This window comes from Oscillibacter sp. CU971 (genome assembly GCF_905219725.1).
GTDB lineage: Bacteria > Bacillota > Clostridia > Oscillospirales > Oscillospiraceae > Oscillibacter.
Genome location: NZ_CAJMXG010000026.1, coordinates 1 through 21,516 on the forward strand (window position 1 = coordinate 1; position 21,516 = coordinate 21,516).

General features: G+C 60.9%; 24 protein-coding genes and 1 pseudogene. 19 read left to right on the forward strand and 6 right to left on the reverse strand.

Annotated elements, in window-relative coordinates:
* A partial coding sequence (locus tag JX325_RS03685) for an ECF transporter S component (protein ID WP_204789822.1) occupies positions 1-367 on the forward strand: 367 nt, incomplete at its 5' end.
* A gap of 59 nt (positions 368-426) precedes the next feature.
* Here the strand turns inward: JX325_RS03685 and JX325_RS03690 are convergent.
* The 4 genes from JX325_RS03690 to JX325_RS03705 all read right to left on the reverse strand — a co-directional run bounded on the left by JX325_RS03690 (position 427) and on the right by JX325_RS03705 (position 3,779).
* Positions 427-1,239, reverse strand: a complete 813-nt coding sequence (locus JX325_RS03690) for a DUF975 family protein (protein ID WP_204789823.1) — start codon at positions 1,237-1,239, stop codon at positions 427-429.
* A gap of 106 nt (positions 1,240-1,345) precedes the next feature.
* Positions 1,346-2,323, reverse strand: coding sequence for a tRNA-dihydrouridine synthase (locus JX325_RS03695; protein ID WP_204789824.1), 978 nt, complete (start codon positions 2,321-2,323; stop codon positions 1,346-1,348).
* Positions 2,320-2,670: an arsenate reductase family protein gene (locus JX325_RS03700; protein WP_204789825.1), complete on the reverse strand. Its 351-nt coding sequence runs from the start codon at positions 2,668-2,670 to the stop codon at positions 2,320-2,322. The genes JX325_RS03695 and JX325_RS03700 overlap by 4 nt, the downstream gene beginning before the upstream one ends.
* A gap of 17 nt (positions 2,671-2,687) precedes the next feature.
* Positions 2,688-3,779, reverse strand: a complete 1,092-nt coding sequence (locus JX325_RS03705; RefSeq protein ID WP_204789826.1) for a Xaa-Pro peptidase family protein — start codon at positions 3,777-3,779, stop codon at positions 2,688-2,690.
* Between the two features lie 556 nt (positions 3,780-4,335).
* Here JX325_RS03705 and JX325_RS03710 point away from each other — a divergent pair.
* Entirely contained in the window at positions 4,336-4,584 is a 249-nt protein-coding gene (locus JX325_RS03710) for a helix-turn-helix domain-containing protein (RefSeq protein WP_204789827.1), read from the forward strand.
* A gap of 30 nt (positions 4,585-4,614) precedes the next feature.
* Here the strand turns inward: JX325_RS03710 and JX325_RS03715 are convergent, their stop codons facing one another.
* Positions 4,615-6,219 (reverse strand): CTP synthase, encoded by a 1,605-nt coding sequence (locus tag JX325_RS03715; protein WP_204789828.1) that lies wholly within the window; start codon positions 6,217-6,219, stop codon positions 4,615-4,617.
* Positions 6,220-7,168: 949 nt separating this feature from the next.
* Here JX325_RS03715 and JX325_RS03720 point away from each other — a divergent pair.
* The 17 genes and pseudogenes from JX325_RS03720 to JX325_RS03805 all read left to right on the forward strand — a co-directional run bounded on the left by JX325_RS03720 (position 7,169) and on the right by JX325_RS03805 (position 20,071).
* A complete protein-coding gene (locus JX325_RS03720) occupies positions 7,169-7,387 on the forward strand; it encodes a heavy-metal-associated domain-containing protein (RefSeq protein WP_204789829.1) in 219 nt (72 codons plus the stop codon).
* Positions 7,388-7,480: 93 nt separating this feature from the next.
* The gene (locus JX325_RS03725; protein ID WP_204789830.1) at positions 7,481-7,765 is read left to right on the forward strand and encodes a helix-turn-helix domain-containing protein; all 285 of its coding nucleotides are present in this window, start codon (positions 7,481-7,483) and stop codon (positions 7,763-7,765) included.
* Entirely contained in the window at positions 7,762-8,232 is a 471-nt protein-coding gene (locus tag JX325_RS03730) for a hypothetical protein (protein WP_204789831.1), read from the forward strand. The genes JX325_RS03725 and JX325_RS03730 overlap by 4 nt, the downstream gene beginning before the upstream one ends.
* 257 nt (positions 8,233-8,489) lie before the next feature.
* Positions 8,490-8,930: an XF1762 family protein gene (locus JX325_RS03735; protein ID WP_204789832.1), complete on the forward strand. Its 441-nt coding sequence runs from the start codon at positions 8,490-8,492 to the stop codon at positions 8,928-8,930.
* Positions 8,931-8,933: 3 nt separating this feature from the next.
* Positions 8,934-9,323, forward strand: coding sequence for a hypothetical protein (locus tag JX325_RS03740; RefSeq protein ID WP_204789833.1), 390 nt, complete (start codon positions 8,934-8,936; stop codon positions 9,321-9,323).
* Between the two features lie 1,355 nt (positions 9,324-10,678).
* A pseudogene (locus JX325_RS18610) lies at positions 10,679-11,944 on the forward strand (DNA cytosine methyltransferase); the annotation flags it as partial.
* A gap of 216 nt (positions 11,945-12,160) precedes the next feature.
* Positions 12,161-12,430 (forward strand): hypothetical protein, encoded by a 270-nt coding sequence (locus JX325_RS03755; protein ID WP_204789834.1) that lies wholly within the window; start codon positions 12,161-12,163, stop codon positions 12,428-12,430.
* A gap of 592 nt (positions 12,431-13,022) precedes the next feature.
* Positions 13,023-13,574 (forward strand): hypothetical protein, encoded by a 552-nt coding sequence (locus tag JX325_RS03760; RefSeq protein WP_204789835.1) that lies wholly within the window; start codon positions 13,023-13,025, stop codon positions 13,572-13,574.
* A 1,184-nt stretch (positions 13,575-14,758) separates the two neighbouring features.
* The gene (locus JX325_RS03765; RefSeq protein WP_243413903.1) at positions 14,759-15,268 is read left to right on the forward strand and encodes a DUF1064 domain-containing protein; all 510 of its coding nucleotides are present in this window, start codon (positions 14,759-14,761) and stop codon (positions 15,266-15,268) included.
* A gap of 243 nt (positions 15,269-15,511) precedes the next feature.
* The gene (locus JX325_RS03770; protein WP_204789837.1) at positions 15,512-15,919 is read left to right on the forward strand and encodes a hypothetical protein; all 408 of its coding nucleotides are present in this window, start codon (positions 15,512-15,514) and stop codon (positions 15,917-15,919) included.
* Complete coding sequence (locus JX325_RS18615) at positions 15,916-16,335, forward strand: ASCH domain-containing protein (RefSeq protein WP_374220582.1); 420 nt, start codon at positions 15,916-15,918, stop codon at positions 16,333-16,335. The genes JX325_RS03770 and JX325_RS18615 overlap by 4 nt, the downstream gene beginning before the upstream one ends.
* Positions 16,305-16,670: a hypothetical protein gene (locus JX325_RS03780; protein WP_204789845.1), complete on the forward strand. Its 366-nt coding sequence runs from the start codon at positions 16,305-16,307 to the stop codon at positions 16,668-16,670. The genes JX325_RS18615 and JX325_RS03780 overlap by 31 nt, the downstream gene beginning before the upstream one ends.
* Complete coding sequence (locus JX325_RS03785; protein ID WP_204789839.1) at positions 16,667-16,912, forward strand: hypothetical protein; 246 nt, start codon at positions 16,667-16,669, stop codon at positions 16,910-16,912. Before JX325_RS03780 ends, JX325_RS03785 begins: the two co-directional genes overlap by 4 nt.
* Positions 16,909-17,697 (forward strand): ParA family protein, encoded by a 789-nt coding sequence (locus JX325_RS03790; RefSeq protein ID WP_204789840.1) that lies wholly within the window; start codon positions 16,909-16,911, stop codon positions 17,695-17,697. Before JX325_RS03785 ends, JX325_RS03790 begins: the two co-directional genes overlap by 4 nt.
* 3 nt (positions 17,698-17,700) lie before the next feature.
* Positions 17,701-18,204: a methyltransferase domain-containing protein gene (locus JX325_RS03795; RefSeq protein WP_204789841.1), complete on the forward strand. Its 504-nt coding sequence runs from the start codon at positions 17,701-17,703 to the stop codon at positions 18,202-18,204.
* A 3-nt stretch (positions 18,205-18,207) separates the two neighbouring features.
* Complete coding sequence (locus tag JX325_RS03800) at positions 18,208-19,326, forward strand: ParB N-terminal domain-containing protein (RefSeq protein ID WP_204789842.1); 1,119 nt, start codon at positions 18,208-18,210, stop codon at positions 19,324-19,326.
* 100 nt (positions 19,327-19,426) lie between these two features.
* Positions 19,427-20,071, forward strand: a complete 645-nt coding sequence (locus JX325_RS03805; RefSeq protein ID WP_204789843.1) for a hypothetical protein — start codon at positions 19,427-19,429, stop codon at positions 20,069-20,071.
* Positions 20,072-21,172: 1,101 nt separating this feature from the next.
* On the opposite strand, the gene JX325_RS03810 is transcribed toward JX325_RS03805, so the two are convergent.
* Complete coding sequence (locus JX325_RS03810; protein WP_204789844.1) at positions 21,173-21,379, reverse strand: hypothetical protein; 207 nt, start codon at positions 21,377-21,379, stop codon at positions 21,173-21,175.
* Positions 21,380-21,516 lie beyond the last annotated feature (137 nt).

Genomic DNA, 21,516 nt, shown 5'->3' on the forward strand with positions numbered 1-21,516 from the left:
GGCCGGGGGCGTGGGCCCCGCCATGGCGGATCTCTTGAGCGGCTACGCCGTCTATGTTCCCGCCACCCTGGTGATCAAGGCCGTCATGGCCCTGACGGCGGCGGGGCTGTACCGGGCCCTGGGGAGGAAGGGGCTGCTTCTCTCCGCCCTGGCGGCGGAGGTCCCCATGGTCTTAGGCTACTGGCTGTTTGACGGGGCTTTGGCCGCCCTTTCCGGCGGCGGGACCCTGGGCCTGTGCCTTATGGGCAGCGCGGCGGGCCTTCCCAGCAACCTGGTCCAGGCCGCCTTCGGCGCGGCGGCGTCCACGCTGCTGGCCCTGGCCCTGCGGCGGAGCGGCTATGCCAGGAAGCGGTTTCCAAACCTGTGAGCGGCGGAAAAAACCAGCCCCCAAGGCAATGCCTTGGGGGCTGGTTTTTGGTACAGCGTTCAGCCCAAGCCGTCCGGGGCGTTCCAGCCCTCCCAGGGGGAAGCCTGGGGCGGCTCCGCCCCCAGGCCTACGCCGGAGGTGCGCTTGGCGGTTTCGAAGTAGCTGAGCTGGACGCAGACGTAGTTGGGGAAGTAGAACAGGGCCACCGCTATCTGCCAGACGCCCAGGATGAGGTCCAGGGCGATGAGGGGCAGGCCGAAATATGTATCAGGGGCGGGGACGCCGTAGAGCATCTGGGCGGTGATGTCCCGGGCCACCAGCTGGGCAAGCAGGGTGGAGGGAAGCCGGGCCAGCAGGATCCAGCCGATGTAGCTCAGGTCCAGCATGAACAGCTGGGACTTGTAGCCCAGGGTCTGCCGCTTGCTCATGTCCAGGGCCTCCATAGCGCCGATGCCCGGGTTCTCGTAGAGGTTGAACCGGGCGAAGCTGTAGCGGTAGGCGGCGATGATGCCGGGAATGAGGAAGAGCAGGGACCAGAGGAAGATGAAAAGGGCGGTGATGAGGTCCAGGAGAATGAGCTTCCCCACGAAGGAAAACCCGTCGAAGAGGGTCAGGTACTCGGCCCGCTCACCCCGGCGGATGGCCATGCAGTACAATATGAAGCCCGCCGACAGGACGGCGTTCAGCAAAAAAGCCAGGATGGAGATAAAAATGCCCAGGAAGCCGCCGCCCCCCAGGGACGAGATCAGCCCCAGGGCCAGGCACAGCCCCATGAGCAGGGCGGCCATGGCCTTGGGGGGAACCTGGGCCTCCCGCAGCAGCTCCGCTGCCTCTCGCTTGCATTGCTTCCGGTCGATATGTTCAAACATCATGATAGGGCCTCCTGATACGTGGTTATGTCGTTGCCTTAGTTTAACACAATCCGGGCCGGATGGCAAGCGGCAAAACGGACCCGCCGAAACGGCGGGTCCGTCCATTTCATGCCAGTTCCCCCTGGGGGGCGTCCAGAAGCTCCAGCTCCTGGAAGATCCGGGCCTCCAGCTCCTCATAGGCCCGGGGCCCACGGGAGCGGCGCATCCGGCCCCCCAGGCGCTCGCCGTTTTCAAAGAGGTGAATCAGGTAGAACNAGACCTCCTTCATCCGCTGGGAGGCGGGGGCAGCCTGGCTGTCGGGAGCGGACTGGCCGTAGAAGTCCTGATACGCCTGGTAAAGCTCCTGGGTGAAGGCTTGCAGCTCTTCTTTAGAAGCGGCGGGACCGCCCCGGAGCCGCCGCAAAAGCGCCGGGTCCGCGATGGCCCCCCGGCCGATCATGGCGGCGTCCAAGCCGGGGAATTGGGCCTCTAAGGCCCGGACGCCCGCGACGGAGGTCAAATCCCCGTTGTAGCACACCGGGTTTTTGCTCTCCGCCACGGCCAGGGCGAACAGATCCATATGCACCGCCCCCCGGTACTTCTCCGGCCGGACCCGGGGGTGGACGGTGAGACAGGCGATGGGATAGCGGTTGAAGATCTCCAGCAGCCGGGGGAACTCCTCCGGCGTGTGATAGCCCAGCCGGGTCTTCACGGAGACGGGGACCCGGGCAGCGGAAAAGACCTGGTCCAAAAACCGATCCAGGCGGTCCGGGTCCATCAGCAGGCCGGAGCCCTTCCCCTTGGCGGTAACGGTGCCGGAGGGACAGCCCAGGTTCAGGTTGACCTCCTCATAGCCCATGTCCGCCAGGGCCTCCGCCGCCCCGACAAAGTCCGCCGCCTGTTTCGCCATCACCTGGGGAACCTGGGGGAGCCCTTCCGGGTTTTCCAGCTCCCGGCGGTCCCGGGGGGTGATGACATGCTGGTCCGTGGGGGAGATGAAGGGGACGAAATAGCGATCCGCCCCGCCGAAGTGCGCGTGCCACACCCGGCGGAAGACCCGCTTTGTGATGCCGTCCAGGGGGGCGAAGTCCAGGCGGGCGATCATCCCAGCGTCTCCTCCCACTCCTGGGGCTTGAAGCCGGTGAGGACAAAGCCGTCCCCCACCAGAATGGGCCGCTTTACCAGCATCCCGTCGGTGGCCAGCAGGGCCAGCTGCGCCTCCTCGTCCATGCCGGGGAGCTTGTCCTTTAAGCCCAGGGCCTTGTACTGGAGGCCGCTGGTGTTGAAAAAGCGCTTCAGGGGCAGGCCGCTGGCTTGATACCACCCGCGGAGCTCCTCCGCCGTGGGGTTTTCCAGCTTGATGTCCCGGACCTCACAGGCAAGGCCCTTCTCGTCCAGCCATTTTTTCGCTTTCTGACAGGTGGTGCACTTGGGATACCAGAGCATGAGCATGGGGGAATCCCTCCTTTTTAGAGAATCAGCAGTTCCTTGGGGGCCTTGGTCAGATTCCGGCGGCCCTCCGGGGTAATCAAAATCACGTCCTCGATGCGGACGCCTAAGTTCCCGGGAATGTAAATCCCCGGCTCCGCCGAAATCACCGCCCCGGCGGGGAGGGGCTTTTCGTTGGAAGCGGCGGCGTTGGGGGCCTCGTGGATTTCCACGCCCACCCCGTGGCCGAAGCTGTGGGTGAAATACTCCCCATAGCCCGCCTCCTCAATGACGCTCCGGGCGGCGGCGTCCACCGCCTTGCCGGGGACCCCGGCCTTCGCGGCGGCGATGCCCGCCTCCTGGGCGGAGAGGACGGTTTTATAGACCCGCTCCATCTCCTTCGACACGGACCCCACCGCCACGGTGCGGGTCATGTCGGAGCAGTAGCCCCCGTAAACGCAGCCGAAGTCCATGGTGACGAACTCCCCGGCTTGAATCTCTTTTTCCGAGGGCACGCCGTGGGGCAGGCTCCCGTTGGGGCCGGAGACTACGATNGGGTCGAAGGACATGTCCGACGCGCCGTAGTGCAGCATGAGGTATTGAAGCCGGGCGGCGATTTCCTTTTCTGTCACGCCGGGGCGGACTTCCTTCAAAATGTCCTCCAGGGCCCGCTCGGCGATGCCCTGGGCGGCTTCCATGGCTTGGAGCTCCGCCGCGTCCTTGGTCTGCCGGAGCTTCATAATGGGTTCCGAGGCGGGAACCAGCTCGCAGGGGGGGTGGCCCTCCTCGTCCAGGGCCTTTTCCAGCCGCCGGAAGGACTGGACGGACATGGCCGCGTCCTCGAAGCCCAGGCGNCGGACGCCCTTTAAAAACACCAGCTCCTTGAGCTGGTCCATCAGGCCCTTTCCGGGCTTGACCTCCCGGAGCTCCGCCCCGTCCAGATGGCGGGCGGCGGCTTCCGTGTAGCGGGCGTCGGTGAAAAACACCGCGCCCTTTTTTGTCACGAGGGCCGTGGCGTCCGCGCCGGGGGTGAAGAANCCGGNGGCGTAAAAGCNGTTAGCCTCCCCGGTGAGGAGGACCGCGTCCAGGTTTTCCGCCTCTAAGGCGGCGGCAATGGCGGGGTAGTGGTTCATAGAGCAATAGTCCTTTACTCGCCCTGACGGGCGGGGGAGATTTGGATACCAGCGATGGCTGGTTCATTGCACCCCCCGTTTTCTCTTTTCCTTCCAGAAGGAAAAGAGAAAACGGGCCGTGCACGGTCCAAAAGAGAAAAGGAAGTATGGGCCCTTCGGGCCAATTTTTTGCCCTTCTATCGATAGAACTTACCANTCATNGNGGGTGGTAAAAACACCGTGGTCCTCCAACGCGGTTAGGATGGCCTCAATTCGTTGGAAGCATTCCGGGTCCTCCAGGCTGTCGTCGTTTAGAATGCTGCGGATTTTCTCCAGAGCCCGCATGGCCCTTGATTCCGTCTCCGCGGCTATTCGCTTCACGGTTTCCTCCTGCTTCAAATACCGCATGACTTCCAGGCCGATGGCCTCCGCCGCCAGCTCCTCCTGCGCGGTCAGTTTCTCGTAGTTCATAAAAACCTCCTTTTGACCTTTAGCAAATGTCAATTATTCCCTCATTTTATCATAAAATAAATGAAACGGTCGAATGACAATTACCAAAGGTCAGGACGGGTTTTTCATGTATAAAAACCGTGCCCCGAATGGGCGGTACAATCTTTGCGGCGGCTGGGTGGCCGCCCTTCGCAAAGCGAAAATGCCCAAACTGTCCCAGCGGGGGTTGGCGGACTTGCTCCAGCTGGGCGGGCTGGACGTGGACAAGAACGCGGTCCAGCGCATCGAGAGCGGGCAGCGGTTTGTAACGGACATCGAATTGAAGGCCCTGGCCCAGGCATTGGGCGTGACGGTGGAGGAATTGTTGGAACCGTAGGAGCTCCGGGAAACCGGAGCTCCTGTTTTTTTATTCTTCCGCCGTTTTGGCCGCCGCCCTCACGAACCCATAGAACAGCGGATGGGGCCGGTCGGGGCGGCTCTTGAACTCGGGGTGGAACTGGACGCCCACGAACCAGGGGTGGTCTGGCAGCTCCACGATTTCCACCAGGTGCCCGCTGGGGGACAGGCCCGCCAGACACAGCCCACGGGCCTCCATCTCGGCGCGGAAATCGTTGTTGAACTCGAAGCGGTGGCGGTGGCGCTCGGAAATCTCGGCGGAGCCGTAGAGGCGGCGGCTCTCGGTGCCCTCCTTCAACTCGCAGGGGTAGCGGCCCAGGCGCATGGTGCCGCCCTTGTCGGTGACGTTCACCTGGTCCGGCATCAGGGCGATGACGGGGTGCTGGGTGGTCTCGGAGAACTCGGAGGAGTGGGCGTCGGCATAGCCCAGGACGTGCCGGGCAAACTCAATGACGGCCATCTGCATCCCCAGGCACACGCCGAAGTAGGGGATCTTGTTCTCCCGGGCGTAGCGCACGGCCTGGATCATGCCCTCGATGCCCCGGTCGCCGAAGCCGCCGGGGACGATGATTCCGGCGCAGCCCCCCAGCTCCTCCTCCAGGTTCTTCTCCGAAAGGGTTTCGGAGTTCACCCAGCGGATATCCACCACCACGTCGTTGGCGGTGCCCGCGTGGTTCAGGGACTCCACCACGGAGAGGTAGGCGTCGTGGAGCTGGACGTACTTGCCCACCAGGGCGATTTCCACATGCCTGTGGGCGTTCTTTTCCCGCTGGACCATGGCGGTCCACTCCCGGAGGTCCGCCTGGGGGGTGATCAGGCCCAGCTTCCGGCAGACCACCGTGTCCAGTCCCTCCTTGGCCATGAGCAGGGGGACCTCGTAAAGGGTCTCGGCGGTGGCGTTTTGAATCACGCAGTCCGGCTCCACGTTGCAGAACAGGGCGATCTTCCGCCGGATGTCGGCGGTGATGGGGGTGTCGCAGCGGCAGACCAGAATGTCCGGCTGGATGCCCAGGCCCAGGAGCTCCTTGACGGAGTGCTGGGTGGGCTTGGACTTCAGTTCCCCGGAGCCGGGAACCTCGACAATGAGGGGCACATGGATGAAGAGCACGTCCCCCTGGGGCCGCTCGGCCCGGACCTGGCGGATGGCCTCCAGAAAGGGCTGGGACTCGATGTCGCCCACGGTGCCGCCGATTTCGCAGATGACCACGTCCACGTCCTCGCTGGCCATGGCGTAGACCCGGCTTTTGATTTCGTTGGTGATGTGGGGGATGATCTGGACGGTGGCCCCCAGGTAGTCCCCCCGGCGCTCCCGGTTCAGCACGGACCAGTAGATCTTGCCGGAGGAGATGGAGCTGTTGCCGCTCAAATCCTCGTCCACAAAGCGCTCGTAGTGGCCCAGGTCCAAATCGGTCTCCGCGCCGTCCTCGGTGACGAAGACCTCGCCGTGCTGGTAGGGGCTCATGGTGCCGGGGTCCACGTTGATATAGGGGTCGAATTTCTGATTCCGCACCCGGACGCCCCGCTGCTTCAAAAGCCGCCCCAGGGACGCCGCGCAGATGCCCTTGCCCAGGCCGGAGACCACGCCGCCGGTGACAAATACGTATTTTGTTGCCATACCGCTCTCCTATTCTTTCGTTCTGTCCGTCCGCCGGACCGCATATACCCTGTCATATTATCATTTGGCCCCCCGCTTGTCNACGGGGCGGGCGGAGCGAAAAAGGGGAGGAGGGGAAATCCCGCCCTCCGCGGCGCCGGCCCCTCCGGTTTTTCAGGCGGCGCTGGAATAAAAAGGATGCCCCTTGTAAAACGCCGCCGCCTGTGGTAGAATCAAGGGGAAATTTTGAGAGGAAGCGGTGGCCTTATGGAGAATTATTCCTTTAAAAGCGTGGCCTTCGGCGGGTTTGACAAGCAGGACGTGGTGCGGTATTTGGAACAGTCCTCGGAAAAGGCCGCCGCCGCCNAGCGGGAGCTGGAGGCAGAGAACGAAATGCTCCACAGGCAGGCGGCGGACCAGATGGAGGAGCTGGACCGCCTCCGGGTCCAGGTGGAGGAGCTGACGGAGCAGCGGGACCGCCTCCGGGAGAAGCTGGAGACGGNAGCCGCCGTCCGGGCGGACTTGGAGCCCCTGCGGGCCCTGGAGCAGGAGGCGGCCCGGCTCACGGCGGAGCGGGACGCACTCAAGCCCGACGCGCAGGCNTNCGCCCGGTNCCGGGAGCNCCTGGGGGCCATTGAGTGCGAGGCCCGGAAGCGGGCCGACGATTTGGAGGAGGAAGCCGCCGCCCAGACCCGCCGGACGGTGGGGGAGTTCCAGGACCGGTACCAGCGGCTGGTGAGCGCTTTTGAATCCACGGCGGGCCATGTGAACAGCGAGCTGCGCAAAATTGAGGTGATGCTCAGCCAGCTGCCCCGGGCCCTGGACCAGACGGGAGCGGAGCTGAACGAGCTGGCCGCCCGGCTGGAGAAGAAGCCGGAGGAGAAGGGCTGAGCGCCGGTTTCATATTCGCCTGGAATGAAAAAACGCGCATGGGGAAAGCTAGTCCAAACGTTTGGAAGGAGCGATTCCCATGGCCCGTTTGAGCACCTATTTTTCCCTGGAGAACGCCGGGGACAAGCACGACGAGAAGCTTTTAAAGCAGGGGCTGGACATGCTGCCCGGCGTCACCTCCGTCAGCCTCAGCGGCCGGGGCTGCGTGGCGGTGGACTATGATTCCACCGGCGTCCGGCAGGAGCAGATCCGGCAGAAGGTCCAGGAGCTGGGCTACCAGCTGAAGTGTGAGGGCTGATGTAGTAAGTTAAATGCAGAAAAGGTTTTTCAACCTTTTTCTGCATTATTTTTTTACCCAAACGGGGGCAGAAACGGGAAAAGGGGTGATTAAGTGAGGACTTTGACGCTGGAGGACCGCAGAAAGATTGAATTGATGTGGCGGCGCAACGCTTCCCCGGTCAAGATTGCCGCAGAGCTGGAAATCAGCCAGTGTACTGTATACACGGAACTGAAACGCGGCCAGGAGACGGACGGTGGGGGCGGCGTGGTGCTGGACGAGAACTTCCGGCCCGCGTACAGCGCCGAGCGGGGCCAGACCGTGTACCAGAGGAACTTGCGGAACCGTGGACGCCGCCCGAAGAGGGACGTTGAACAGGAAGGAGCGGACGGAGCATGACAAACTTTGAGAAAATCACCGCGTCGCCGGAGACGCTGGGGACGTTTCTCGCTTCCTTGCCCATTGCGAGCGGGCCGTGGGACGAGGCGTTTCACCGGATGTTCTGCGACGGATGCCAGGTGGAGGACTGCGACGGGCAGGGATGCCCGCACAAGGTGGAGCGGGGCAATCCGCTGTGGTGGCTGATGCAGGAGGCGGAGGGACAAAGCCGGATTGTGATGTGGGTAAAAAGGGACGGCTACAGAAAGGCAATGGGGGAGTTTGCCAGAAAGGCCAAAGAAGCCAGAAGCGAGCGGGTAAAGGCAACAGGGGACAAAGCATTTACCCACCTTGAAGCCTTGCTGGCTGAATTGGTTGAAGTCCTTTTGCCGGACAAGAAATGCCGGGTTGTGATGGACTATGACCCGGACGCAGAGAACGTTACTTTTTCCCGACTACCTGCACACGACATCCCGGCGGGAACGTAATGAGGCTGTCAAGCTCCTGCCCTTGTTCGAGGTAAAAGCGGACAATCGGACGTTCCAGATTAGGGAAAACGCCATTCCAGGAAATAGTTTCAAGCATTTCGCAAATGCGCTGGGCCTCCGATTTTGGGGTATCGCCAAAATCTACAGTGTATTGAACAAGACCACCCATAAAATATTCTCCTTTCTATAGATTCCCGGCGGCGGGGCAACGCCGCCGGGACCAGTATAGCAGAAGGGAGAAAGAAAGGGAATAGACCATGCTTGAAATTGTACCTATGACACTGAAAGAGGCAAACGCATTTGTGGAGCAGAACCACCGACACCACGGACCGGTTGTGGGCCACAAGTTTTCCATTGGCCTGTCAGATGGGGAGAAAATCGTGGNTGTTGCTATTGTNGGCCGTCCGGTTGCCCGGCACCTGGACGACGGGTNNACGCTGGAGGTCAACCGGCTTTGCACAGATGGGAGCCGCAATGCCTGTTCCATGCTGTACGCCGCCGCGTGGAGAGCGGCCCGTGCCATGGGATACAAAAAGCTGGTGACTTACATCCTGGAGAGCGAGAACGGGGCGAGCCTCCGCGCCGCCGGATGGAAATGCGTGGGACAGGCCGGGGGCCTGCGGTGGACCGGGAAGCGCCGCCCGAAGGTGGACCTATACCCGGCGCAAATGAAAATCAGATTTGAAAAGGAGGGGTGACGAGTGGCGAGGAAAAAAGAGTACCCCGGCGGCTTCCGGCTGACGCTGGCGACGGCGCGGCGGCTGGCCGTGCAGGAGTTCGGGACGGCAAAGGGCCTGGAGCCGGACCGGGGGACGTACCTGGAAGGGTTCTTCACTATGCGGATGGGGAACATGGGCATATCCATCAGCCCGGACTTGGGAATGAGCGGGTGCATCGTGGTACGGGCGGGGCTGTGTACGGCAAGCCATACCTGCATCGGCTACTTCAACCGGGAGACGCTGGAGCCGGACTTTGACGTGATGGACAAGTACGAGCGACGGGAGAAGCGCGAGGCGCTGGAAACCTGGGTGGGAGACATCGGCCCGGACGCCTGCCACAAGCGGATTGATGAAGTGTGGAACAGGAGGTAGCGGACATGAACACCATCTACAAACCGAAGGGCGCGGCGGCGGAGTACGGCGACTATGCCGTGAACATCTACACCGGANGNCCCCACCGCTGTTACTACTGTTTCGCGCCCCAGGTCCTGCACCGGGAGCGGGAGGTATTTCACTCATGCGTGGAGCCGCGCAAGGACNTTGTGGCGGNACTGCGGCGGAAGTTGGAGCNGGAGAAAATCACCGGGGAGCTGGTCCACCTGTGCTTCACCTGNGACCCGTATCCCACCGGCTGCGACACGGCTACCACGCGGGAGGTCATTAAGGCCCTGAAAGAGTACGGCAACCACGTCCAGATTTTGACCAAGGGAGACGGAAGCAGGGACTTTGATTTGCTGGACGGCGGGGATTGGTACGGCGTGACTATCTCCTGCGACGTGCCCATGGCAGANAAGGCGGAGCCGTGCGCAGTCAAACCGGCGGACCGCCTGTATAGCCTGGAGGCGTTGANATGCAGGGGCGGCAACACNTGGGTATCGNTCGAGCCGGTCCTTGACCCGGCGGCGGTGCTGGACTGCATCAAATACTGCTCCCACTTCATCGACAAGGTGAAGATTGGGAAGCTGAACTACCACCCGTCGGACATCAACTGGGCGCAGTGTNGCCGGGATGCCGTGGCCGCGTGCAAGGAAATGGGCCTGGACTACTACATCAAGGACAGCCTGCGGGCGGAAATGGACAAGCCGTGAGNGCGGGCGCGGACTTCTCCCGAACCTGCGAGGGGTGCGAGTACATACGGACAGAGCCGTGGCCGGTCAAGGGAAGCTACAGCGAAAAGACCATAGCTTTTCGATGCTTTGCGCCGGGGAAACACAAGGGCTATCACATGGGGACTACCTACCTCCTGCCCTATGTCCCGGCGTGGTGTCCAAAAATGCAGGGGAAGGAGGGGGACGATGGGACCGGAAAACGGGTTTGACCTGAACGACNTTANGCTGTACCTGGGCGACANACCGATTGCGCGGGGAGAAATCCGACTGGCGGAAATCACCCTGCCGCCGGATGCGCCGAAGCTGGAGAGCGTACTACCGCTCCAGGAAGTGGAATTTGCATTTACCATCAAAGCGCCGAAGCGCTGGCGCTGCAAGAATCGGAAGCGGTTTATTAAGCTGATGATGTCCGAGGGGATAAGCCGGAACTATGCGGAACGGCTGGCGGACTTTGTGCGGGGGCGGATGCCATACGGGAAAGTGTGGCGGAAATATATCTGGCAAAATCTCTGAATGTTCGGCCCTGAAACGGGGTCAAGGAGGTGGTTTAGGTGGAGCATTTAGGAGACATTACGAAGTTGAACGGGTACGAGCTGCCAGCGGTTGATGTAGTCATTGGTGGTTCACCTTGTTAGCCAGGACTTGTCCGCAGCCGGGNAACGGGCCGGATTGGNCGGAGCGCGGAGCGGCCTNTTTANGGAACAAATCAGAATCATTAAGGAAATGAGGGAGGCAGATGCAGGTCGAGGCAGAACAGGTAAGTTTATTCGGCCCCGATTCATGGTGTGGGAAAATGTCCCCGGAGCGTTCAGCTCAAACAAAGGAGACGACTTCCGCGCCGTCCTTGAAGAGACAATCAGGGTCGCAGAGCCGGACGCGCCCGACGTTCCATTGCCTGCAAAGGGAAAGTGGCCGCTGGCTGACTGCTGGTACGGGGATGGATGGTCCGTCGCCTACCGAGTTCTCGACGCGCAGTTTTGGGGAGTTCCCCAGCGCCGCCGTAGAATCGCGCTTGTCGCAGATTTTGGAGGACACGCCGCACCCGAAATACTCTTTGTCCGCCAAGGCGTGTGCGGGGATACTGCGGAGAGCGGAGCGGCGGGGGAAGAAACTGCCGCCGGAGCTGGAGGCGGCGCTGGTGAGGCAAGCGCGTATAGGATAGGGGCGTATTACAGCGCCGGGATGCTGTCGGACAACCCGAAAGCCGGGATTATCCCGGTGGAGAAATCAAACACCCTGGACTGCAACGGCGGAGCGCCAACATCCCAGCAGGGCGGCGTGTGCATTGTGCAGCCAGTTATCTGCCTGAACGACCAGGACGGGAGCGTCATGGGGACGAGTGTTGACGTTGCCGGAACCCTGCGGGCGCAGGAACACGGGCACCAGCCTGTCATATGCGCCGGATTCCAGCACAATGCCGGGAGCCGGACGCGGGGAATCGGATATGAGGCGGAGCGTTCGCCAACGCTTACATCGGGACAGCCTGCGGCGGTATACGATGCCAGAGGCAACGGCGACGGAAAAACGGTCTGCACTCTGACCGGGGACCATCAAAGCCGGGTAACAGATTACTCAGATATTGTGATGGCGACCGGCCAGGCTGGAGCTGAAATCATGCGGGATGCTTGTCCTACGCTGAACTGCAACCATGAACAGTCGATTGTGGCACACACGCTACGAGGAAGCGGACGTGACCCTCAACGGGAGGACGCGGCTACATATCCGGTAACCGATGGAATGGTGCGACGCCTCACTCCACTTGAATGTGAACGCCTCCAGGGATTTCCTGATGGATGGACAGACATAGGGCCATGGACGGACAGCGCCGGGAAGCTCCACAANGNGAGCAGCGACAGCGCCCGGTATAAGGCCCTGGGAAATTCTATCGCATTGCCTCCGTGGGCGTGGGTGCTGAAACGGCTGTGCGCCTGTTACGAGCGGGACGCCACAATGGCAAGCCTCTTTGACGGTATCGGCGGGTTCCCGCTGATATGGGAGCGCCTGAACGGGCCGGGGGCCTGCCTGTGGGCCAGCGAGATAGAAGAATTTCCCATTGCCGTGACCAAGGCGCGGTTTGACGGAAAGAGAAGGTGGTAAGCGGTGAGCTATTGCAAAGACTGTGGCCGGGAAATCGACTGGATGCAGACGGCGGAAGGACGGTATATCCCGGTGGACCCGGACCCGGAATTTGTCATTGAGGGCGACGGGGACGAGAGCTTCTACACCGAGGAAGAGGGCATACTTACCGGGCGGCGGGCGACGCCGGAGGAAGTGCAGACCAGGGAGGCCAAAATCAACACGCCGCTGGGGTTCGTGCCGCATTGGCGGACCTGCCCTTGCAGGGGAGAATTTCGGCAGAAGGGAGGATGAAACCGTGGAGAAGGTCAAGTACATAAAAATCGAAGTGGGACAAGCCAAGAAGCGGCGGTGGGTGAGCCTGCGGACGTGGCTTGCGCGGCTGAACGTCTGGGCCGTGGCGTGGTATGCGTTCCTGATGGTGGCCGGGATTCTGCTGTATAAGCTGGGCGCGGCCTATGCCCTGCGGGAGCGGGGGTATTACGCTGTCGGCGGCGAGGGGCTTGCCCTTTTGCNGCCCGTGTTCTACTACTGCGCGGCGGCAACCATCCGGGACATCGTGCGGGACGTGAAGGACCGGGGGAAATGAGCTGCAAGAGGAAGAAGCGGCCAGCGAGAAAGCCGCCCGCCAATGCCACGGCATGGTGCGCCCTGCATGAACGGCTGATGANNGACGTTTGCATACGGCGGCGGGGGTGCGTGATGCGGCGGTGCAAACACCTACACTGGCTGAACGACGAGGGCCGGAAACATGATGGATACCCGGAAAACGGGTCCAAATAAATGAAAAGTGAGGAAAAGAAAATGGTAGACATCAAGGGATTGGACAAGGCGCGGGTCCTGAAAGCGCTGTATGACCACAGCCACGTCCAGGGGGCTTGGATTTATGCACGCTGCCGAGGAAGGGACCGTGACGGTGGAGAGCTGCGCTGAACTGCTGGAGAAGTACACGCAGTTTGACTACCTGCACGGGCGGGTGCTGAAAGTGGACCTGTCCGGGGACGAGTTCGACGAGCGCCTGTATGACCGGGATTGCGGCGAGGGCGCGGCGCAGAAGGCCGTCGATTCCGTCCGGGCAGAGCGGGAGAACAGCGGGGACGCCGACAAGGGAGAGCCGGAGGGCGGAGAGGACACCGCCGGGAGCGCGGAGAGCGAGAAGAAGGGGCCGACCATGGGCGAAAAGGTGGAGCAGGTGAAGGAGGCCACCGGGAAAATCACGGACATTTTGATGGAGCTTCCGCCCGATGTGAGCGCGGCCACCGCTATGTACCTGAAAATGGTGCTGCCGGGACCGCCTATGATGGGCGGACTGGCCGGGCTGATGATGGGCGGGCCGCTTACGTCGCCGCTGTTCAGGACGTTCGACATGAGGGGGCCGAAGGAGCGGGAAATTATGAAAGCGGATGTTCCGTTCCCGTTCAAGGGCCGGTTCGGATAAAAGAAAACGCCCTGCGTAAGCCTCCTACAGCTTGCGCAGGGCGGACGCCCCGGAGGGCGACCAATCAAGTACGCTATATATTGTACCACACTCCGGGGACAGATACAAGGGGGAAACCATGCGCTGCGGCGCATTTCGGGCTTGTATGGGATAGTAACTTAACGACCACGGGGGAGGTGCTGCCGGTATGCGGACGGTGTACCGGGAAAAGAAGTATACCTGCGGGGAATACCTGGATGTGTATATCTATCCGGTCTTTGAGACGGGAAAGCCGGGCGGAGGGAAGCGGGCGAAAAAGAAGCCCTCCACAGAGGCCCAAAAGAAGCTCAACCAGAGGCACCGGGAAGAAAAGCTGGTCCGTCTCCTTCACGCAAACTTCACGCCGGAGGACCTGGAAATCCATCTGACCTACAAGGGGGAGCAGCCGGGGAGCGACGAGGAAGCCGCCCGTAACCTGCGCAACTACATCCGGCGGATTCAGCGCTTACGGAAAAAGCTGGGCCTGCCGCCCCTGAAATACATAGCCGTCACCGAGCGGGGCAAGCGGGGCGGACGGTATCACCACCACATCACCGTCAATGGCGGGATAGACCGGGATACCCTGGAAAGCATGTGGGAATATGGCTACGCAAACTCCCGCCGTCTGCAATTCACCGAGGACGGGCTTGCCGGGCTGGGGAACTACATCGTAAAGTCTCCCGTTGGGGGGAAAGCGTGGACGGCCTCTAAAAACCTGGTGGACCCGGAGCCGAGGACGCGGGACGGGCGCATATCCGGGAGCAAGGCGCGGGAGCTGGCTAAAAGCCTGGAGAGCGGAGAGAAATTCGCAAAGTTTGAGCGCCTTTATCCCGGCTATCTTATGTCGGCGGCGGAGGCTTTTCNCAACGACGTGAACGGCGGGTGCTACCTGGTGGCACGGTTCTACAGGAAGGACGGGAAGTTTATCCGTCCGAAGCAAAAACCGAAGCAGAGGAAGCGGGAAGGGAGGAAAACAGAATGAGCATGGTAGAGCTGCCCGGCGGCGGGTACGCCACAGATAGCGAGGCGCTGAACGCGCTGGCGGCGGCGGCCCGNAGACGGGGCGTCAGCTACGGACATCTGGTAGCCAGCACAACCGAATGGGAACGGGCCGAGATTATCCGGGACTACTGCGCGTTGAAACGGCNNAGGGGGAGGAAAGAGTGATGGGCGTGGNCGTGAAGGACCTGNNGCCCGCCTATCAGGCACAGGCTTTGCGGAAGCTCATGGAGCGGGAGCGGCGGAAGCAGAGCGCGCCTCTCCCCTCCCCCGCCGATGCACCAACCGGCGGCGGGCGGAAGTATCACAACAAGCCAACCGAGCGGGTGACANCTGCCGGGAATGTCCTGCGGTTTGACAGCCAGAAGGAGGCGCGGCGGTTCGATGAACTGTCTGCGCTGGAGCGGGCCGGGACAATCCGGGACCTGCGGATGCAGGTTGACTTCACCTTGCAGGAAGCCTACACCGACGGCGAGGGACACCGGGTGCGAGCCATCCGGTACAGGGCGGATTTTACATACGAGAAAGTCAGGGGCGACCCGTGGACGGAATACAACGGGAGTTTTTGGGTGCTGGTGGTAGAGGACGTGAAGAGCCGNGCCACGCGCANGAAGGATTACATCATGAAGCGCAAGATGATGAAGGAGCGTTTCAATATCGACATTCAGGAGGTGTAAAAATCGGTGAAGCTGAAAAAGGTTGNGGCGATATGCGCCAAGCAAGGGGCGTACTACCTGTTCGACGAAGTGGAAGAAAATGGAGNGCTTATCCGGCAANGNCTGGGCGACNGGCGTTCCNNCTATCCTCTGTCCGGACTGCCGGTCCTAGACGAAGAAAACTTGTGCGCCATGTTCGACATCACGGAGAAGCGGCGGAAGAAGTGTGTNCTCNCCANAAAGCCGATGCCGGNCGGCATGAGTGTGGAGGACTACGCTAAAGGAGAGCGGGAGCTTTATGACGAGTGGCCCACGGTAGAGCATAACGGGTATGTGGTGAAGCCTCTTAGCACGAACGATGATATGCTGTTTATCCAGAGCGCATACCTGTCTCCGCTGGAGGATATGGCGGACTATCTCCGGTTCTATGAGCGGGTGGACACTACCGGGCAGAAGTACATCGTGGCGAAAAACGGGATGGAGATTGCCGCCATCATCATGCCGATGGACACAATCAGGCTGGGCTTTGTGGAGAAACTGGAGGCGCTGGCATACAAGTGCCGCGTGGCGGTAGAGAGACAGGAAGAGCGGGAGCGGGAAAAGAAAAAGCTCCAGGCAATAGGCCCGTTGTTCCGGGAGGGCGGGGACACCGGGGAAGGAGCGGGAGAATGAGGGCATTTACTGTGCATCAGCCCTGGGCCTACGCAATCGTAGCCGGACTGAAACCGCACGAAACGCGCTCCAGGCGGACAAACATTCGGGGGCGAGTGGCTGTCCACGCCGGGAAAGCAAACTTGAACCGGGCAACAAGAACGCTTTCCGATAGGAAGTTTTGGGAACTTCTGTGGGCGGTCGGTGGGAAAACGGACAGGGACTTGCCGCTGGGCGCGGTGGTAGGGACTGTGGAAATCGTCGGCTGCGTTCCCGTGGAGGACGTTGTAGCCGGCCTCACGGAGCGGGAAAAGGCTCTGGGAGACTACTCGCCGGGGCGCTGGGCGTGGGTCCTGAAAAATCCGGTCATGTTTGATACACCGATTCCGACGAGGGGAAAACAGGGATGGTGGAACTGGGAAGGAGCGGGAGAATGAAAGCCTTTACTGCCCGCCCGACAAAAAACTGCAACAACTGTGAGTATATCAACCTGACGGAAGAACAGCAGCATAGATTAGCGCCGGGGTCCCCGCACATCTGCACGAAATATGGAAAGCGTGTGTTCCATAGGTCGAGCAGGCCGGGATACCACGGAATATTGTTCCCGTGCAAAGAGTGTGAAGATGCAGAAAGGAGCAGAACAATGGAAAAGGGATATTGCGGGAGGCCGGAACAGGCTGACGAGGAAGGATGCCCGATGGAAAATCCGAACGAGGAAATGCAGGGCTGCGGCGGATGCCGATGGTTCAAGGAAACGGAGGGGCAGGAATGAGTGACAGGATGCGGAAAGCCCTGCATGACGGGGGAAAGCTGACCATTACTATCGAGTTCAACTACGTGTCGGGTATCAAGTACCATGTTCATGAATCGGCGTTCCGGCTGGACAGTTTTGGAAACGGGGAAATCTCGAAGGAGGCGCTGGCGGCGGCGGAGGACCCGGACGCGCTGATTCTGGCGGAAATCTCCAAAACGGTCCGGGAAAAACACATTGCATGGGAGGCGCGGCAGGAATGAGAACGCTGGCATTTATCAATTTGAAGGGCGGGCCGGGTAAGACCGTTTCGGCGGCGAATGTGGCGCACATTCTGNCGACGGTCCACCACAAGAAGGTGCTGCTGGTGGATGGGGACAAGCAGGGCAGCGCCTCCCAGTATTTCCAGGTGTACGGGGAGCATGACGGGACGNCGGCGCTGCTGCTGGCGGATGCGCTGGACGCCNAGAGCGTGGAGCGGGTCATTTACCAGACTGGGTACAAGGGACTGGACATCATCACGTCCAATCTGGAGCTGTACGCGGCGGACCGGGAGCTGTATGACCGGCGGGATACGGANACAGNNCGGGTCTTGTTCTNCGCCCTGGACTATGTGCGCAACGATTACGACTTCTGCATCATAGACAATGGGCCGTCGGTGGACACCGTGACGCTGAACGTGCTGACGGCGGCGGATGATGTGCTTATCCCTATCCGGCCAGACGAGTTTTCTTTTTCCGGTCTGCTGGACCTGGTGGAGCAGGTGGAAAGCGCAAGGGAGGCGGTCAATCCGGGGTTGACGCTGCGGGGCGCGTTCTTCACCCACTGGCAGAACCGGGAAACCTTCTGGCAGGCGCGCCGGTCGCTGGAGGATAGCGGTATCTGCCCCGTACTCCAGACGGCCATTTCCTACAATCCGAAGGTGCCGGAAAGCACGCTGGAGGAAAAGCCGCTGTGCGTGTTCGCACCCCGCTCCTGGGCCGCTATCCAGTACAAGAAGCTGACGGCGGAGNATCTGGCCNTGACCGATTCGGGCAAGGGGGGATAAGACGTGGAGAAGAAAATTTTAGACGTAACCTGCGGGGCAAAGACGATTTGGTTTGATAAGCACCATCCGGCGGCTGTCTATTGTGATCGGAGGAGGGAAGAATATCCTGGCCTGTGGAAAAACAATAAAAACTGTTCGTTGCGGATTGACCCCGATGTATTGTGCGACTTTACAGCTCTCCCGTTCCCGGACAATTCTTTTCCGTTGGTCGTGTTTGACCCTCCGCACCTGACCGGCGCAAAAGAAACATCGTGGCTGGTAAAAAAATACGGGAAATTAGGCGACGGCTGGCCAAAGATGCTACATGAGGGATTCCGGGAGTGCATGAGGGTCTTAAAGCCGGATGGAGTTTTAATTTTCAAGTGGTCGGAATATGACGTTCCCGCCGAAAAGGTATGGAAAGCAATCGGGCAGAAGCCATTATTTGGACACCATAGCGGGAAAAGGTCGGGGACGTTTTGGGGATGCTTTATGAAATTTTCAGAGCAGGAAATGAAGGAGGGNTAAACCGTGGGATTCGACATTATGAGCTTGCAGAAGGGCCGGGGGCAGGTCCAGGCGCGGAGCCGTGCGGACGAGGGCCGCGCCGTGCTGAAATACATAGACGTGGAGGACCTGGTGCCGTCCGAAGATAATTTTTACTCNNTGTCGGCAATCGACGAGCTGGCCGGGCTTATTGAACTGTCCGGCGGCGTGAAGCAGCCGGGGCTTGTGGTGCCGCTGGGCGGCGGGAAGTACAAACTTCTTTCCGGCCACCGGCGGCGGCTGGCCTCCCTCCAGCTTGTGAAGCAGGGCAAGGAAGCTTACCGGAAGATGCCGTGCATGGTGGAGGACGCGGGCCGGGATGCAGAGCCGGACGCCGAGACGGACGAGCTGCGGGCCATTGACGAGGCGATTTTGCTGATCGCCACCAACGGCCAGCGGGAGAAAACCGACTGGGACAAAGTGCAGGAGGCTACCCGCTTACGTGCGCTTTTGGAGAAAAAGCGCCGATTTGAGAAAATTCCCGGCGAGACGCGCAAGCTGATTGCCGAGCAGTTGGGGACCACGCCCGCCCAGGTGGGCCGGTATGACAGTATCGAAAACCACCTGATTCCTGCGTTTAAGGGCTGGCTGGAGGAAGGGAAAATCGGTATCTCTGTGGCCTATGAGCTGTCTATGCTGCCGGAAGAAGTGCAGGAACACGCGGCGGCGGCGCTGTGGAGCAAAGGCACGCCGGTTACGCTGGAGGATGTACGCAAGTGGAAGCCTGNGGAGCGGGAGCNACCTAAAACGGAGCGGACCGAGCCGAAACCGGCGGAGGACGGCCCGGAGTATAAGCCGGGCGTGTATGTGCGGGAAGTGGAGACNANNATGCACGTTGAGCCGCCGGAGCTGATAACGGAGCCGCCCGCCGTGGAAAACGGCGGGAAAGTTGTGGATTTTCCTGCGCCGTCCACTCTCCCGCCTGTGGAAGATGCGCCGCCGGAGGAAACCGGGCGGGAAAAGGACATCGAATGGGCCGCTTTGATGCTGAAAACCCTGCGGAATTATTGTGAGACTATGGCGGCTGTTAAGGGAGGCCAGACGGTGCCATGGGCGGAGTATGCCGAGGCGGTGGGTATAGCAATCGCCGCCCTGCGGAAGTGAGGGTGCGGCGGTGAACGAAAGAACGGAACAGCACAAGCGCCCGCCGCTGATTCACGGGAGAATGATTTATAACTGTGGGCTGTGCGGAAATAGCTGGCCTATGTATCTGGAAAAAGGCGTTGAAGAGTTTGGAGCGAACCATAAGCCGTCGCCGTTTACAATCTCCTGCCCATACTGCGGCGGAATGGCTATGGACGTGTCCGGGATTCAGAAGGTGCCGGGCGGCGGATATGTGCCGCTGCCGGATGGGTACGGCTACTTTGCCAACGTGGAAGGTAGAGACTGCGGCGTGCCTACCTTCCCGCCCCCGCCCACGGTGGCTGAAAAGGCGGCGGCGGTGGGGAAAGCGATTGAAATTATCATCGCGGACGAAATAGACGGCCTCTTGCGGGAGCGGGAAATGGAGTTTGCAATGGAGGCGATTGCGGGATATTCGGAGACGGAAACGCGGGAGATTATGAAAAAAGCCCGTGCAATGGCGGAGTGGCGGACCTGTTCACTGGAAGAAATCATAGGCGAGATTATGAGCGCGGTTGCTAGGGGCGAAAGCCCGGAAAAGGTAAAAGGCGAGTTTTTGCACTTCAAAACCGCCTGGGACCGGAAAGAGGACCGGGAGCGGCAGAGAGCCGCCGGGCGGGCTGATGCCGTCCGCTTCTCCCGGCAAAAGGAGCGCGAGCGGGCGCAGAGGCGGCAGAAACGGACGCGGCCACGCCGTCGGGAATACAGGGGGCCGGACATCGTTTGACCGGCGGGGAAAACGGACTACACTGACACGGAGGCATGGAGCTATGCGGCGCAAAGACGTGAAAACGNTAATCGCATATTTTTACGGGATTCCAGCACAACGGCGCTTGCTGGACCAGGAGCAGGCCGANCTGGAGGACGAATACAACGGCCTGCGCGGCACGTCCTATGACGGGATGCCGCATAGCTCCACGCCGGGGAAGCCTACCGAAGCGCTGGCCTTGCAGGCGGACGCCCGGAACGTGTGGGGGAAGCTGGAAGCGGTCGCAGTCCGGGTCCATGTTCTGGAGACGGACCGGGAGAAAATTCAGGACTGCATGAACGCCATAAACGGCGAGTACACACGGCTGATTCTCTACCGTTACCGGGATAAGTACAGTTGGGTGAAAATTGCCGTCATGCTGGGCGTTACGGAGAGGACGGCGAAGCGCCGGGGAGAAAAGGCGCTGGACCGGCTGGGGGAAGCCCTGGAGGAAGTGTCTATGCCGGACGAGATNTTGGGCCGCGCCTCACGCGCGCGCGTATAGAAGTATAACCGGGTCAAAATGACCGTTTTCCCGGCGTCAGGAAAATGGTCCGCAGACGGTCCGCAGGCCAGGCTTTGGGCCGTCCCGGCGCGGGGCGTCCGGGCCGGTCCTGGGCCTTAAAGGAAAGAGGTTTGAANAAATTTTCCACNCGAAAATGCGGCCACNTCCACGCGCAGGAAAAGCCGCTGGAAAAACAATTTGCGAATAGGCAGAAAGAAGCCCGCCAGGGGCCGCAGAAACGGCCTTGGCGGGCTTTTTGCGCGCGGGGGGTATATCAGGGTTCGCCGTCCTCTTCAAAGGGGTACTGTAGGGCTTTCTGGCGCTCTTCCTCGGTCTGGCAGTCAGACAGGTCCAGGATGGGGAATGGGAAATGCGGCGGTGGGGGTATCAGCTTGTAATACTCCCCGTTGCGGTAGTTTTCATCCGTTACCCAGTTCCACCAGCCTATATCCCCGTGCTGCTCCATTGCGGCGTCCATTGTCGAGCGGGCCTGTTCGCGGGTCNGGCCGTCGAACAGGAGCCGGGAGCCGTCGGCAAAGGCGGCGACACAGCGGAAGGGCGCGTATACCTTGGCGTCATTCATCGGCGGTTCCTCCCTTCTGCGCCTCGCGCTCCATGCGCTCTTCCACGGCCTGGAGGATGTAGCCTTGCAGACTTTGACCGGCGGCGGCGGCGGCGGCGCGGATTCTTTGCCCTTGCTCTTTCAGCGGGCGGACATTGATATAGTCGCACTTTTCGGTGTACCGGGCATTGGATGCTTTCTTGTTCTCGCTGATTGGCATTCCAAAACCTCCTTTTCGCGTTGTATGGGCATTATAGCACGGTTTAATGCGGTATTCAACCGTGTTTTTGGCCGCTTGCACTGTGGTCAGAACGGGAAGCATATTTGCCCTCCTTCCGCTACAGGGTATTCCAGGGC